At 40.9% G+C, this 16,051-nt stretch carries 14 protein-coding genes; 11 read left to right on the top strand and 3 right to left on the bottom strand.

From position 1 onward, the window contains the following. Positions 1-47: 47 nt before the first annotated feature. The gene (locus QPK24_RS17630) at positions 48-4,628 is read right to left on the bottom strand and encodes a choice-of-anchor A family protein (protein WP_285743372.1); all 4,581 of its coding nucleotides are present in this window, start codon (positions 4,626-4,628) and stop codon (positions 48-50) included. Positions 4,629-4,980: 352 nt separating this feature from the next. On the opposite strand from QPK24_RS17630, the gene QPK24_RS17625 reads away from it, so the two are divergent. The 9 genes from QPK24_RS17625 to QPK24_RS17585 all read left to right on the top strand — a co-directional run bounded on the left by QPK24_RS17625 (position 4,981) and on the right by QPK24_RS17585 (position 13,088). After that, entirely contained in the window at positions 4,981-6,648 is a 1,668-nt protein-coding gene (locus QPK24_RS17625; RefSeq protein ID WP_285743370.1) for a GspE/PulE family protein, read from the top strand. A gap of 14 nt (positions 6,649-6,662) precedes the next feature. Further along, positions 6,663-7,709 (top strand): type IV pilus twitching motility protein PilT, encoded by a 1,047-nt coding sequence (locus QPK24_RS17620; RefSeq protein ID WP_285743367.1) that lies wholly within the window; start codon positions 6,663-6,665, stop codon positions 7,707-7,709. Then, on the top strand, positions 7,706-8,911 hold the full coding sequence (locus tag QPK24_RS17615; protein WP_285743365.1) for a type II secretion system F family protein: 1,206 nt from the start codon (positions 7,706-7,708) through the stop codon (positions 8,909-8,911). The genes QPK24_RS17620 and QPK24_RS17615 overlap by 4 nt, the downstream gene beginning before the upstream one ends. Positions 8,912-8,950: 39 nt before the next feature. Further along, a complete protein-coding gene (locus tag QPK24_RS17610; protein WP_285743363.1) occupies positions 8,951-9,403 on the top strand; it encodes a prepilin-type N-terminal cleavage/methylation domain-containing protein in 453 nt (150 codons plus the stop codon). A 138-nt stretch (positions 9,404-9,541) separates the two neighbouring features. Continuing rightward, a complete protein-coding gene (locus QPK24_RS17605) occupies positions 9,542-10,291 on the top strand; it encodes a prepilin peptidase (protein ID WP_285743361.1) in 750 nt (249 codons plus the stop codon). A gap of 12 nt (positions 10,292-10,303) precedes the next feature. Next, complete coding sequence (gene pilM / locus QPK24_RS17600; protein WP_285743358.1) at positions 10,304-11,863, top strand: pilus assembly protein PilM; 1,560 nt, start codon at positions 10,304-10,306, stop codon at positions 11,861-11,863. Beyond that, on the top strand, positions 11,847-12,443 hold the full coding sequence (pilO, locus tag QPK24_RS17595) for a type 4a pilus biogenesis protein PilO (RefSeq protein WP_285743356.1): 597 nt from the start codon (positions 11,847-11,849) through the stop codon (positions 12,441-12,443). The genes pilM and pilO overlap by 17 nt, the downstream gene beginning before the upstream one ends. Positions 12,444-12,571: 128 nt before the next feature. Then, the gene (locus QPK24_RS17590; RefSeq protein WP_285743354.1) at positions 12,572-12,778 is read left to right on the top strand and encodes a hypothetical protein; all 207 of its coding nucleotides are present in this window, start codon (positions 12,572-12,574) and stop codon (positions 12,776-12,778) included. A 13-nt stretch (positions 12,779-12,791) separates the two neighbouring features. After that, positions 12,792-13,088: a hypothetical protein gene (locus QPK24_RS17585; protein ID WP_285743352.1), complete on the top strand. Its 297-nt coding sequence runs from the start codon at positions 12,792-12,794 to the stop codon at positions 13,086-13,088. A gap of 13 nt (positions 13,089-13,101) precedes the next feature. On the opposite strand, the gene QPK24_RS17580 is transcribed toward QPK24_RS17585, so the two are convergent. Together QPK24_RS17580 and QPK24_RS17575 are read right to left on the bottom strand one after the other, a co-directional pair. Then, a complete protein-coding gene (locus QPK24_RS17580; RefSeq protein ID WP_285743350.1) occupies positions 13,102-13,323 on the bottom strand; it encodes a DUF2905 domain-containing protein in 222 nt (73 codons plus the stop codon). A 187-nt stretch (positions 13,324-13,510) separates the two neighbouring features. After that, the gene (locus tag QPK24_RS17575) at positions 13,511-13,738 is read right to left on the bottom strand and encodes a hypothetical protein (protein ID WP_285743348.1); all 228 of its coding nucleotides are present in this window, start codon (positions 13,736-13,738) and stop codon (positions 13,511-13,513) included. 529 nt (positions 13,739-14,267) lie between these two features. On the opposite strand from QPK24_RS17575, the gene QPK24_RS17570 reads away from it, so the two are divergent. Both QPK24_RS17570 and QPK24_RS17565 read left to right on the top strand, forming a co-directional pair. Next, on the top strand, positions 14,268-14,834 hold the full coding sequence (locus tag QPK24_RS17570) for a hypothetical protein (protein ID WP_285743346.1): 567 nt from the start codon (positions 14,268-14,270) through the stop codon (positions 14,832-14,834). Positions 14,835-15,039: 205 nt separating this feature from the next. Next, entirely contained in the window at positions 15,040-15,915 is an 876-nt protein-coding gene (locus tag QPK24_RS17565; RefSeq protein WP_320416897.1) for a GGDEF domain-containing protein, read from the top strand. Positions 15,916-16,051 lie beyond the last annotated feature (136 nt).

The following is a 16,051-nucleotide window of genomic DNA, read 5'->3' as shown; positions in this document are numbered from 1 at the left end:
TGTGAATGTGATTCTCTCCCTGCACGGGTTATTTGTTTTGTTTTGGCCTAGTATCGATCTTCGCTGCTTTTTGCGTTCACTTTTACAGTGCCGCTGGCTGTCACTGTACTCTGTCCAGCTTGGGGACTGTGGTAAGTAACCGTAATCGTCGCGACACCTTTTTTTATTCCAGTGACAATACCCATCTCATCTATCGAAACAACAGAAGGAGTACTGCTGATCCAAGTGAGTCTGTCTTTTAGCAGGTAGGGATCAAAATCCCTAGGGAAAGATGTTAGTTTATTCCGAGCCAAATTTTCAGAACCCCCAATATCAAGTGTGGTATCTGACAAATGCAGGCCTTCGAGTCTCGGTTTAATGCTCACCAACTTAACATCAGTTAAAGGAGGAGATCCTTCGTCGTCACTTAGTGAGAGTTTCACTTCAACCTTATCCTTTGATTTGACGCCTGTGAGTTCCGCTTTTCTCCCATCCTCTGAAGGGGTTAGCGTAGCGTATGTTTTACCATCTCCGGTTAAGGACCATATAAAATGCTTTATATCCGGGTTATAGGGGATGGTGCCTGCATCAAGGGTTATTAGATCGCCAACCATGACTTGGCTTGGTCCATCGATGAAAATCTGCTTGATCGGCTCGCTAATGGTAATCGTATGTTCGCTTGATTTCACACCATTAGGAGACTGATCTGTTAAGACGGTCACCACGAGTGTGACAATTCCTTTCTTTATTGCCGAGATGCTGATTTTACTCTGGTCATTTAGATTTGGATGTAAGATTACTTTGTCGGAACTGTTTTGTCCGTTATCGTTTATTACCTCCCATCTATACCCGGTTACATTCTCATTCGCTGTAATGTAGATTGCTTCAAGATCGATCGTTTCATTTGTTTTGGCAGTATTAGGTCCAATAATAGTTAAACTTCGGTTAATAACCTTGATAGTGACAATGGAAGTAACATCACTTCCGTCTATAGCAGAAACCTCTAGGTTTGCGATCCCGCCTTTTAGACCACGAACGACCCCCTCATCAGATACAGTAGCTATATCAGAGTTCAAACTTCTCCACTGCAACATTTTATTATCTGCATCTTCTGGAAGTATAGTTGGCGTAATTTTATGCTCCGTACCAACTAGCATCGTTGTACCTTCGGCCTCAATTTTCTCTACTTTGACCACAGCTTTGAGTAACAAAGTCGGGAACAAAGAAGTGACACGTGAAATGGGCGTGGTTGGCTCTGATGGATCAGATGAATCGGGTAGTTCTGGTGTTACTGGTGTTTCTGGTTCGGTTGGCGGCAGACCAATGTCGCCTTGAAACGGGCTAGACCGGATCGAATAACCACTGTTTGACATATTACGTACGATAACGGTACCAAAGACATTGCCTTTAAGTTCGTAATTCGCTTTTGGAGCTAGAATGGAACCAAACACATCAATGGATGTTGTTGAAACCGAAGAAGCGTTGTAAAAGTTATACAGTACATGATTTGAATCGACATTCATGAGTTTAATTCCGCCGCTCATGGTTGCTGATGCACCGTCCACATTCACGATCACGGTAGAACCAACAGGAGCATAGATACAAGTGCAACTGGATGCAGCCAGCATTTTCTCTGTTACATGAAAAATATTTACTGTCTCTTCTTTTCCATATAATATGAGCTGACACTTGGAAAAATCTTCACCAGGAAAATTGGAAAAATCCTCACTATATATCTTGGGCTCAGCTGTAGCTGGAAGTTTCGACAACTGCTCTGATAAGGAGAGAAGGCGCCGATTTAGATTATCGGCGGATAAATTAACTTCTTTTACAGTCTGGTAATTATGATATTCTGGAGTGTTTATTGTTGTACCGTATGCTACTTTACCATACTTTACAGAACCCTCTCCAAGATTTAGTGACTTTAGAGCAATGACAGAGTAGGTTGAATTGGCAGCCTCTTCTAGTTTTTCGCCGATGCCAAAACTATCTAAAGTAATATTACCACCTGCAATAACCCTGCCATGAAAGGCAAAACCAGAGTTCTGAACATCATTTAATGCATACAAGGAAAGGTCAGCCGGGAGTCCAAGTGGAGATAAAGGACCCATGTTTGGGAAAAGCTCTGATATATCCCTATATTTTTGTTGCCCATTTTCCTCTTCTAACGTTACTGCTGCACGAAGATCATCATATTCCAGCTGGGACTGATCCAGTAAATATACTCCTTTACTTAGAGGTCTGACTGTTATGGTATAAGTTATGGGTTCCTGAGTCTTTGGAATATACATCATAACTCCGTTCTGCTCTTTGGATTCATAGAAAACATCTCCAAGCGGTAAACGAAGCTGATAACCCGAAGATATGTCCCCAACCGTTATTGCCCCATCCGGTGTATTATCGATGTTCAGCTGAGCAGGGAACGTTTCTGTATACTCAAGATTAGATAAAACCAAATTATCTATGCCTTGTATGCCTTTATCCACCTCACTGTATGGAATAGATTTGGGTGTAATTTGATAGGTGATGCTCACGGGTTCGTTTTTTTTAAGTTCATTGTTAATGACGTGTTCAGAAAGATGGCGGGATGTTTCGAGCATAGTTGATTTCTTCTCAAAGTTTAATATAAGGGATTGAACCGCTTTTGCTCCTTGTTTATCCTCGGCAGTAATGATGATCTCAAGTGTACCTCCCTCGGGGAGCGGGTTCTTGAACGTCTGTGTAATTGTCTGTCCGGTGGTAACGGGTTTATTGTTAACCGACATATTAGGTAAGGCATCGCCATCGGCTTTAAAGTGGATACTGGTCAAAATATTTCGATCTTTAAAGTCCCAGTCGTCCACTGTATAACTAACTGAAAAATCCTTCTGATACGATGGTCTGCTGCTATTATTTTCTGGTGATAGAATCGTAATTTCAGGAGCATGGTTTGCCCCTGCGAAAGCACGGTACATGGTATTTACAAACAACTTTTGTTCCCAGACTGGAAACTGAGTAGAGAGGTTACTCTGGAAAATATGTCCTGTACCTGAATAGGTGATATTTCCTTTGGAATAGGTATAGTAATGATTCCAACTATCACTTACATCTCGGCTGCCTCCTGAAATATTGTACCAAGGCACAACAGAGTCATCTTCAAGATCAAGTGTAAAATACTGATTATGCGTAGTAGCTACGCTGTATAATGACTCACCTATATTGCTCGTCTTATCCAGTTGGAATGGATAATCTGTTAACAGCCCGCTGTTTACCCCCGCAACGGTAGTAGACTTTGCTGGACCCCTGAATCCTAAGTTTGTCTCCGGCGCTATTTGTCCCGTCATCTTCTGAAATTTGCTTACCCACTCCGCTGTACTTGCATAGATCGTGTCATGCGTAAACATAATACTTTGTTTTGTTTTTTCGCCAAATTCTACAACACCATCCGCTGCTAATGAACTGATATCTGCTTTCGTATTATAGATGTCAGCAAATCCAAAGATCAGCATGTCATATATTCCATTTAGTCCATACCCTTGTTTGGAATTGTAATTTGCTTTTATATACTCGTTGAACTCAGGAATTGTTTTCGTTTGGATACTCAGTTCATAATCTTCATTTTTCAGAAAGCTTTGATTCATATTTTCTGTATATAACAGACTGCTCGTTCGGACGGATTCTTTGGCAGGAAGGACCTGTAGAATGGATACCTGGGTCTTTTTACCACGAAACCGGATTGTACCTGTATCATAATCTTTGAGCTGATTAGGATTCAGTTGATCTATAATTTCGAGTTTCCAGTAGAGCAGTCCAGAATAAGTCTTAGGAAGTTTGTAAGTGATTTTCCCGGTTGGACCAGTTTTTAATGTGGTGGTTGCTACGATCTGTTCTTTGCTTAGCTTTGAAGATTTATCAACCGTTAAATATAGATTCGCAGTTATGGGCTGCTTTGCAAAATCTTGCCGATTGGACACTTCAAACTCAAATTTCAGTTCATCACCAATGTTATAAATATGACCCGGATTCACTGCGTAATCAATAATGGAGTCTTTATTCGTTATATGTAGCCGAGGCCTCTGTTTAAGTTTTGATAAATAAAGTGAACTGCCCTCATTAAGTGCGGTTAGAAACTGTGCGGAAGAGGCATTGTCTACAAATATAACATTAGGCTGAGCGGCCGTAGATCGGTATGTATTAAAATAGTTATACAGATTTCCTGGGTTTCCGCCTTGTTGCTCAACAAAAGGCTGTGTATGTATAAAAACATATAATCCTCTATTAATATAGTTATCTATTATTTCCTCTGCCTTCAATTTGGTTATATCGTTCATCACTGTTTTTGTATTATGGTCATTTCCTTGCACAGGTTTGGTGCTATACACCCCCGAGCCAATATAAATGGCATCGTATAAACCATCAAGTTCATTTCGTAGAGATACGAATCTTTTCATGCTCATTGTTTCCACAGTGATGCCTAGTTTATCTTTTTGAAGAGAAGATAGGTCAGTTGTACCAGAATCCGTTATTTCGAGCAGTCGAATTTTGTAGGCGGATGAATTTGCTTCTGCTGTAGTAAAAAAGTCCTTTATTTGCATAGTAAGAAAACAGGCGATAAATAATATTAATATAAATATTCCGAGTGTTTTATTCTTCTGAACATAGTCCTTCATATCTTAAACTCCCTCCTCATTCATTGAAAAAATACTGATTTATCATAGGATTAACCTATATTTTTCTCCATTCTCATTTATATTTTTTCGATCGTTTCGAACTTAAATCTAATGTTCCTGAATACACTGTTTTAGGAATTTCAAAGTTGTAAATATTTCCAAACTATGATATATATCATTCTAGGACAAAATACATATCTAATCAATAGATTAGTAGGTTTAAAGTATTATTATCTAAGTGCAATAAAGTAGTTATTCACGTTTGAGTGAGTAATTAGTCTTGATTTACTAAGAATGTAATCATTTTCATTGTTATTCAGCATAAAAGCCAGGGTACACGAGGTGATCTGTTATGACTGTTATTAAAAAAAGGCTGGGGGATCTGCTGGTCGAGAACGGAATTATCTCACAGCAACAATTACAAGAAGCGCTTGTAAAGCAGCGGGATCTAAAAATGAAACTTGGGGATTTACTTATCTCTCATGGTTACATTACAGAACAGCAGCTGATCGAAGTATTGGAATTCCAGCTAGGTATCCCTCATGTCAGTCTATTCAAATATCATATTGATCCTGCAATCACCCAGATTATTCCCGAAAGTATGGCCAAACGTCATCAAGTGCTGCCTTTTATGAAAGAAGGCGGGAAGCTCATGGTGGCTATGGTCGATCCACTCGACTATTTTGCAATTGAAGATTTGCGGATGACGACGGGATTTCGAATTGAACCCGCTATTTCAACACGGGATGATTTGCAGCGAGCGATTGCAAGGCATTATGGACTTCGCGACTCCATGACTCAGATGATGGTGGAACTTCCCACTCAGGAAGAGTTTCAAGAAACAGAGATAACGGACGAAGCTTCTCCCATTGTCAGACTCGTCAATCAAATGATACAGCAAGCTGTGCAGTTAAAAGCCTCAGATATTCATATGGACCCGAGTGAAGATTATTTAGCAATTCGATACCGTATTGATGGGACCCTGCGAACAGAACGTCAGGTTCCAAAGCAGATGCAAGGATATATTACGGCGAGAATTAAAATCATGGCCGAGCTTAATATAGCAGAGCGAAGATTACCTCAAGACGGGCGGATGAAAATACAGCTGGATTATCGAATGATCGATATTCGAGTTTCCACACTTCCGACGATGCATGGCGAGAAGATTGTGCTTCGTCTTTTGGACCAATCATCAGGTGTAGAATCCCTTGATCAACTCGGGTTTAGTGAGATGAATAGCGAGTTATTCAGACAGATGATTGAACGTCCATACGGCATTCTTCTTATTACAGGACCGACAGGCAGCGGGAAAACAACGACTCTTTATTCTGCTTTGAATCATCTGAACAAAGAAGACGTCAACATCATTACTATTGAGGACCCCGTGGAATATCAGCTTGAAGGGATTAACCAGGTAAATGTGAATTCAGGGGTTGGACTTACTTTTGCCGCGGGCCTTCGTTCTATTCTGAGACAAGATCCGAATGTTGTTATGGTCGGTGAAATTCGGGATACAGAGACAGCAGAGATTGCAGTTAGGGCGTCGTTAACCGGGCATCTTGTGTTATCAACGCTACATACAAACGATGCAATAAGTACCATCATGCGGCTTCGAGATATGGGAACTGAACCTTATCTTATTGCTTCTTCCTTACTAGGGGTTGTCGCTCAGCGCCTTGTTCGAAAGATCTGTACGGAATGTAAAAAAGCGTATGTTCCTTCTATGCAAGAATCGATTATTTTGCAAAATCACGGGATAAAGACAGATGAGTTATATGCCGGTAAAGGTTGTGGATACTGTAACAATACCGGTTATCGTGGACGTGTCGCGATTCATGAAGTTCTGAAGATTGATGATGCGATTGCTTCTCTGATTGCTTCCTCCGCATCGGTAGAAGAAGTGCGCTATATGGCTCAGCAGAAAGGACTTGTTCCCTTGATGACGGACGGCCTTATGAAAGTAGAAAGCGGAATTACGACCATTCAGGAGATTATGCGAGAGTCTGTTTCACATAGCTAGGAGGAACGAGGGAAATGCACAATCATAGTATCATCCATCTGCTCAGACTTGCTTATGAATCGGGTGCCTCTGATCTTCATATATCGCTTGATTCCCCGCCTGTCCTGCGTATTGATGGATTGCTGAAACCCGTGGAAGGTGAGTTTATTTCTTCAGAAGAGGCATGGGAAATGGCAGAATTCCTTCTTGGAACGAAAGGATATGAAGAATTTCAAGAACGGGGAGAACTAGATTTCGCTTATTCTCTCGAAGATGGACTTAGGTTTCGCATCAATGTTTATAAACAGCGTGGTGAAGTTAGTATTGCCGCTCGTCTCATTTCCTCGCAAGTAAAAGGGCTGGATGAGCTTGGTTTGCCCTCAGTGGTGCGCACGTTGGCTGAGAAATCACAAGGTCTCATTCTAGTAACAGGGAGAGCTGGAAGTGGTAAATCTTCTACGCTGGCTTCCATTCTTGATCATATTAATCGAAGCGAACGCAAGCATATTATTACGCTGGAGGATCCGGTCGAGTACATACATACCAAAGGATCAAGTCTTGTGGAACAGAGGGAAGTAGGAACAGATACGATGAGCTTTGCGAGTGGTCTAAGGGCAGCGCTTCGTCAAGATCCTGATGTGATTTTAGTAGGAGAAATGAGAGATTTAGAGACGATCACCGCAGCGGTTACGGCGGCAGAAACAGGACATTTGGTTCTTTCAACACTTCATACTACAGATGCACCGCAGACGATTGATCGGATTATGGACGCATTTCCAGGACACCAGCAAGCCCAGATTCGCGCCCAGTTATCCTCTGTTCTTGTTGCTGTCATATCACAGCGTCTGTTTCCAAAAGCGGATGGGAAAGGCCGAGTATGTGCTGCTGAGGTGATGATTAATACGCCTGCTGTAGCCAATCTCATTCGCAGTGACAAAACGCATCAGATTAAGAGTGTGATGCAGACTTCTAAAGCATTTGGCATGCAGACGATGGAAATGGCTGTACGTGATCTTGTAAAAGAGGGACAAGTGCTTGCTTCAAGTGCGAAGTCATATTTGGCTGAGGTGAGTTCTGGATGAAACAATTTGAATATGTAATTAAGACTAATCGTGGGAAACAGATCCGCGGCAAACTGGGTGCTGCAGACAAAAAGACGGCCATGGAAGAACTTCGTAAACGAGATGTGACGGTGTTCTCGTTAGAGGAAACGAAGCAAACCATTTTACAGATGGATATTTATATTGGAAATCCGGTAAAACCGATTCATTTTATTATTTATTGCAGACAATTTGCCACGCTGATTCGGGCAGGTGTATCCATTGTTGATGCCAATCAGATTCTTACGGAACAGACGGAGAGCAAACCGCTGAAAAAAGCATTGTTTGATGTAAATTCGAGTCTGCTGAGAGGGATATCGTTTTCACAAGCCGTGCAGGATCATAAGCGCATATTCCCGCCTTTATTTGTCAGTATGATCCGGGCGGGTGAAGAAGCAGGTGATTTAGAAGGAACGCTTGATCGGCTTGCAATCTATTACGAGAAACAGCACAGTACAACCGAAAAGATCAAATCAGCGCTCACCTATCCACTTACAGTGGGGATTATGGCAATTGCAGCTGTTGTATATTTACTGTGGGCGATTGTTCCTCAGTTCGTCACGATGTTTGAGTCCATGGATGCGGAGCTTCCGGTGATTACACAGATGGTTCTTATGCTCAGTAACAGCATCCAGCGTCAGTGGTACTTCTGGCTACTGGGCGTTCTGCTGATGATCATACTTTATCAGGTGTGTAAACGTACCGAGCGAGGGGCTTATCTGCTGGATTACCTCAAACTGAAGGTACCTGTATTTGGCAAGTTGAATCAAAAAGGTTCCATTGCTCAGTTTACAAGGACGTTTGCTTCCTTGTATGCAAGTTCCGTGCCTGTATTGCAGGCTTTGGCTATTGTTGAAGATATCTCAGGGAATAAAGTCATCGGAAAATACATTCACAGCGCAGGGGATTCACTTCGTCAGGGGAAGCCTTTATCCGAACCGTTAAAAAGAGCTTGGGTATTTCCTCCGCTCGTTACACAGATGATTGCGATTGGAGAAGAGACAGGGTCCCTCGATCAGATGCTGGAGAAGGTTGCTGACTTTTACGAGATGGATGTAGAGAATACAGTCGATCGGATGAAGTCTTTGCTAGAACCCCTGCTTATCGCTTTTTTAGCGGGTGTGGTTGGTATTATCGTAGCGTCAATTATGCTGCCGATGTTCAGTATCTACGGAAATATGTAGATTTTAAATAACAAATAAGAGTATGGAAGGGGATTTACCATGTTAACACAAGCACTGAAAGCAAGAAAAGCAAGACTCGCAGATGAGAAAGGTTTTACATTGATCGAGTTGCTCGCCGTTATTGTTATTTTGGCTATTATCGCGGTTATTGCTATTCCGTTGATCGGTAATGTAATTGATAATTCGAAGGAAGATGGTGATCTCGCTACTGCGCGTCAAATTTATGATGCGGCAAGATTGTATGTTATTGGAGAGGAAAACGGAGATTTTACCACTGTAAATACGGTGAAGCTTGGTGTACTACAAAGTAATAACTTTATTGAAAAAAATATTGCTCTGCCTAGTAGCAAGGTGAAGTTGAACGAAGAAACCACTATTGTTTCCTTTGATGAACATGGTAATTTAACTGGAGTGAAATTAGATCCACCTGGTAAAGGGAAGACGGATGGTTATAGCGCATCTGAAATTCTTGGAGTTAAAACGACACCATAATGAAAATAAATGTAGTAAGTCTTTCTTATTACTAAAAAAGGTGATAGGAGATTTATACCACCCTCAACACCCCTACAGGAACCACGGATAATCCCTGGTTCCTGTTTCAAATTTAATGTGGAAAGTGAACCGATTCCCATGACCCTTTTTATTGCGATATACGTATCAGTTCTTGGTCTTGTATTAGGCTCTTTTTTTAATGTAGTTGCACTCCGAGTACCTGTTGGAAAATCAATCATCAATCCGCCTTCTTGCTGCGGTCATTGCGGAACAAGACTTCGAACAGTTGATCTTATTCCTGTTATCAGCTATCTCCTATCGCGCGGAAAATGCAGGTATTGCGGTGATTCCTTATCTTTTTTGTATCCAGCGGGAGAAATACTTACGGGCTTACTCTATCTGTGGATCGTCTTGCGCTTTGGGGTTACACCTGAGGGAATGATCGGCCTTCTGCTTGTTAGTCTGACTGTCATTGTTAGTCTATCTGATCTCAAATATATGAGAATTCCAAACAAAGTTTTGCTTTTCTTTGCGCCGTTACTATTACTGGGGATTTTACTCTTTCCTACTCAGCCTCGGTGGGAGCATGTACTTGGCGGTTTGCTTGGAGGGGGCATCATCCTGCTGTTCGCTCTACGGGGCGGAATGGGGATGGGGGATGTGAAATTATTTGCGATATGCGGATTCGTCCTCGGAGTACCCGAGCTGATCCTTGCTTTTCTAATTGCCTGTTTCCTAGGAACGGTCATTGGAGGAGGGATGATGCTGATCGGACGAGTATCACGCAAACAGCCGATACCTTTTGGCCCATGGCTGATGATTGGGACCTTGATTTCTTTTGGCTATGGTTCCGAGATCATTCAGGGATACCTTTCACTTATTTTATAGGAGGAACTAACTATGCTGGGCAGAACGCAGAAATTAACCGGTCTTTCTATTGAACAATCCGGAATTCGCTATGTCCGTCTCGCGAAAAAAACAAAGGACATTGAAAAACATTTTTTCCTTCCTTTAGAGCCGGGGGTCATGGAAGAGAATCAAATTCAGGATCGTGACGCCCTATACACACAACTGCAAACAGCAGTCACAAATGAGAAGCTAAAAGGAACGGAAGTCTTCTTGTCTGTTCCGCCTTCACAGATGGTGATTCGTAAACTCTCTGTGCCAACCACGAATGGAAAACAGGTAGAACAATTTATTCAGTTAGAAGTAGAGACGGGGCTGCACCTGCCTTTTGAACATCCGGTCTATGATTCTATAGTAACGAGTACCGGAGAGGAAGAAACGGAAATTCTTGTTTTCGCAACGCCTCGTGAAGTGATTCAAACGTATGTTGATGTGGTGGAAGAAGCGGGTTTAAAAGTGGCTGGCGTAGAAATTTCGGGAACAGCACTCTCCCGGCTGATTACGTTCGGCACGTCTAGAGAGTTTGGTGAGACAATGCTCATTCAGCTAGAGGCTTCCTATTTAGATGTATATATGTTTCGTAAAGGTCACTTGGTATTCATGCGTACTTTAAGTCTATTTGATCTGGCTGGAGAGGAAGGCGAGATATCCTCCTTAAAATCAGATGAAATTTCTGCTGAAATTGCCCGTATGCTTAATTTTTATCAATACAGTCTTCATGATGGCGAGGCACGTATTGAGGAAATTATCGTAACAGGGCAGGATCAATTAAGACAGAAATTAACTTATGAACTGAATACTTCTCTTCCCGAGATTCTTGTTACAGAAGAAGCGTTTCTTCGGATGGACACACAGTTACCTGTGAATGCAGATTATAATGAGTATCGATTAGCAGCAGGCGCTGCCCTTAAATCGGCGGGAAGTTATAATATTGACCTTTTTCCGCGAGAAGATAAAGAAGCCCTTTACTTTCCTTACATCGCTATGATTTTAGTCGGGGTCTGGATTATAGGGGTAGCCGCTACAGGAAGTTTTTATATCGTGAACAAAGGGGAAATAAGTAATCAGGAGCAGCGGATCATAGCACTTCAAGAGCAGAGGCAAAGTATAGAGGATGAACTTCGGTTAGTAAGTGTCTCGGGTCTTAGTCCACTTGATCGTAAAGAAGTGATACAGGAGATAAGGGAGTATCGAGATAGTCCGGTATCCATGTTAAAAGAACTTGAGCATTATTTGCCGCATGGTGCATTACTTAGAAATGTTGGATATACATACGGTTCAGCTATGGAAATTACGATATATACACCGCAGATGGAACAGGCATCTGAATATCTGAGCTCACTAAGAGAGATGCCTTTCGTTAAGGATGCAATGATTGCGAACCTGGTTAGACGTCAAACGAATCTTTCAGATGGAGCTCAAGGAAACGGGCAGTACACTGCCATATACCAAGTTTCTTTAGACAGAGAGATACACCTATCCGAAGAGTCAGTAGCAAGTGGATCGATGTCGGAAGATCAGGAGGAGGTGATCGGTGATGGAGCGGATAAATAAGTATAGATCTGTCATCGTACTCGCTTTGCTTCTTGGTTTTGTTCTCGTTTTTGCTTTTTATTGGTTAGGTCTTTCACCGACCATCGACAAGTTGGATGAACAAAGTCAGGAGCTAGTTCAGATCGAGGAAGAAAAGCAGCTGCTGCAAAACAAGCTGGACGAGTTGAAAGGAAACGTGGAGGGACAAGATTCTATAGACCCAGAATGGGATGCACTTCCGCAAAATGACATGGCAGACCAGTTAATATTAGATATCCGTGCTGTTACCGCAAGATCGGAAGCTACGCTTAAAGCGATTGATTTCCAACTTACTGGAGAGAATGAACTCCATCTTATGCTTAATGAACAAGAGACGATGTATCCTCGGATTCACGAAATAAAGATGAATGCAGATCTGGAGGGAACCCTGTCACAGATGGAAAGCTTTATGAAAGAATTAGAATCACTTCCAAGACTCATGAAGGTGGATTCATTCGCATTACAGCAGCGAAGCGAGTCAGGTAGTATAGCAGATCCTGTATTGACTGCTACTATCGTATTTACCAGCTATTACGAGTCAGCCCCAAAGAATAAGGAATAAATAACGCCAGCCTAGTCTTCAGTATTGGAAGATTGGGTTGGTGTTTTTTTGTAAAAATAAGGAGATTGCAAAGGAACACTTGTTCCTATATAATAAATGCAAACAAATGTTCTGGTGAGGTGACATATATGCCGCGTAAATATATTGGCAGACAAGTGGAAATTGTATATTTAGATCGCCGTGGGAAGGTAACCCAGCGGAATATTGAAATTCATCAAATCCGTAATGGAAATATTTATTCGACATGTCTTTTTACGAATGAACCTCGTACCTTTAATGAAGAGAACGTGCTGGCTTATCAGCCTGTACGAACGACAACAACACGAACAGCCTAAGGAGTTGAAGAGGATGTTACCTGATTTTGAGCGTAAACTATTGCGGATTTTAGTTAATTTTAGTGGGCAGCGTGGCCGAATGCCAGAGGTCGCTGAATTAGAAGTAAAGACGGGGAAATCATGGTCTCAAATTCGTAAGGCACTTGCGGAACTGGAACAAAAACAGTTTATTGTATGGAAAGACAAGTCGAGTGCTCGTGGAATTCTTATTATTGAGGGTTGGGAGCCTTTAGGAGACAGCAGTTATCTAGCGCCGAGTATTGGACCGATTACACGTGGAAATGGACTCGACTACTGGACTCTATACTAGCGGTGAATATTTTTTATTTCATAAAATAACGAACAATCCAGGATATAACACTAAGAAGTACGCTAATGATGATACATGTAACCACTGGAAAATAGAAAGTAAAATTCCCTTTCTCCACATGAATATCTCCTGGTAGACGTCCAATCGAGATAAATCTACCTACAAACATCCAAATAACGCCTGCTGCAATGAGTGCAATGCCTGCTATGATAAGCAGTTTTGGGATATTATTCATTCGAGCGTACCTCCCTTACCTTTTCTTTATTTGCTGCCTGTTCTCTTCTTAACATATCCATCAGCACTTATAGGATATGCAGAGATATCCTAGCCACTAATTTTAATAAAGATGTACAAATAAATAAAGCCGGAAGAGTAACCTCCCGACTTTATTCTATGTTTTCGTTCAAATCATTGCATTTAGATTAGCGAGTACAAGTTAGACAGGATTTCTTAGATCTTTTTATGCTTAGAATTCTCGTGACCTGTTCTACTTCCTCATATGGGATCCACACAGGTCCGAATGTCGTACGAAGGATAAGACGAGAAGGGTGGTCGGTTTCGACCGGAAAGCCTGAGATCGTTTCCCCATTTTTACTTTTCACTATAATTTCTTGGTTACGTTTGATGGCAATCGCCGCTTCTTTATTCATAAGCCTATTCTCCTATGCAGATCGTAATAAGTACATAATACAGGTCTTCGTGCATCTGAAAAAAGATACTTTGTACACATGCAGTTTATTTTCGTATCTACAAATAGTCTAACAGAACTAGTTCAATATTTCTACAAATATCCAAAAGAATCTTAAAATTAAATTAAACGGCTTTTAAGCTTTCTAAACAAAATACGGCATAAATGTTTTACGTATCGTTTACAAAACAGCAGAAAGTTTAAGAATAGAACATAGATGGTTATAAGAAATGAAGAGGAGGTAAGGTGAAGATGAATATACATGGCTTTTATATTATTTTCTTGGCGGTTATAATAGCTCTTGGTGTTGGCGGGATGGCTTGGTGGATTCATTTAATAAGTAAGAAGAAAAGTTACAAAGAGGAATAACAGCCGCAAATGTGATTTCCTTATAGTACGAGGGTCTAAACTACATAACTTATGGATGGTATGAACCCTTAATTTCGAGTAATATTAATTACAACTAACGAACAACATGAAGGGAAGATAGAATGAATATTTTTAAATTATGTAAAATGACTGCTGTTTTGAGTTTTATGCTGATGATTGCTGCATGTGGAACAAATGAGGCACAGGATGCTTCAAGTCCTAATCAGACAATTCCTCAGGAAAATCAAGTAGAAGAAACGAATGATAAGGCTGTAGATGAAGGAGAAGCAGCTGAAATAGAGGAAAAAGATGATGAGGTAGGGGAAGAGGAAGTAGTAAAAGAAGATTTAGCTAGTGCAGAATCCGAGAATGAAGCAAGTGAGCAAGTCTCTGCTTATCCTTTTCTAGTATGGGCTGATGGAGGTACATTCAAAATTATTACAGAAGGAAACCTTCCTGATCAGTTAAAAGGAAAAAAACTTGGTGAAGTGTCTTCCACACTCACAGATGAAGAAGTAGGGAATCTAGAGCAAGGCCAAACGTATGAAAAGCTGGATCGTGCGGATGGAGAGAGCAACTATTTGAAAAAAGGTTCAGCTATCTATCAACTTAAAAAAGCGGACACCAGTGAAGTAGTCCTCGTGGAAAATAACGGTTTACTTCATAAGGCTGTTCGGATTGGTAAGTAACGCTTAATTAGTAAAAGTGCATAAATCATAAACTTTTATAAACGTTCACGATCGTAGTGGGCGTTTTTTGTGTTTGTTTCCAATTATCTTTTATTGTATAAATCCGAAAAGCAATGATATAATCTTGTAGAAATTTGTTGTTTTATAAATTTATGTCTGCAATAATTGCATTAATATGAAAATACATTAAATGGTGTTGAGGAAAATGATGAATCTATTCGTGCGTTACAAAGCAGCATTTGGTTATACCTTGTTAACACTCCTTTTGATACTACAGCAGGCCGGGATTTTTATGCATGTTTCTCAGGAACAAGGATTTACTGCAAGTGAACTTCTCATTAGCAGTCTGTCGCTGGTTGCTTTGTTACTTGGTTTTTTAGTTTCAGGAGGCATTACGGCGGTATGTGTCTTCGTCTTTATGGTAGCTTATTTCGTATGGCTCGTGACTCTAGCAGATAAGAATTGGATTACTTTGCAGTCTTTTCTATGGATTCCAGGAAGCATGGTTGTAGCATCCGTTATTCGAGAAGGTTTAATTCAGCAGAAACGCCTGGCACAGCGAATGGAAGACTTGCGTTTGCGAAATCCAGAAGTGGATTTTGATACAACGCTCGGAAACACAGAGGCTTTTAAGGATACGCTGATAAAACAGACGAATTTAGCAAATCGGTATTCTGATCAATATCATTTTTGTATAGCGATCTTTAAGATTGAATTTCTGCCTTTAGTTCGTGAAACCCTTGGTTCAGGGGGATATGCAGAACTGCTCTTAGAACTATCAGATACGATTCAAACCCATATAAGATATGAAGATTATAAGTTTTATGTGGATAAAGGAAGGTTTATCGTTATCTTCCCTCTTACCAAGAAAGAGCACTTAAGATCGCTAACCGAACGAATTAAAAATGCGCTCATGGACGTTAAGCTACTCAGCCGAAGAGATAAGGAGCTCAATCTCATTATTCGTTCCGGAGCCCTGGTTTTCTCAAAAGATCAATTTAACGAATATGAAGATTATGAAGCCGTACTCGCTGCTTTAGAACGGAATGCGGAGACTGATTTGATAGGTGAGTATATTTGATTGTTAATTTTAAGAAAGAATGGTGATGAAAATGTCTTATAACAGTTGGTTTGTCCCATTATGCATCTTTATAAGTATCGTTTTCGGAGTTGCTATTTTCTTTATAACGATTAATACGCTGATCTTGCGCAGAAAA

Origin of the sequence: Paenibacillus polygoni, from assembly GCF_030263935.1 — a bacterium.
GTDB classification, from domain to species: domain Bacteria; phylum Bacillota; class Bacilli; order Paenibacillales; family Paenibacillaceae; genus Paenibacillus; species Paenibacillus polygoni.
Note: the sequence above shows the minus strand (reverse complement) of the source record. Positions and strands in the feature narration are given on the sequence as shown.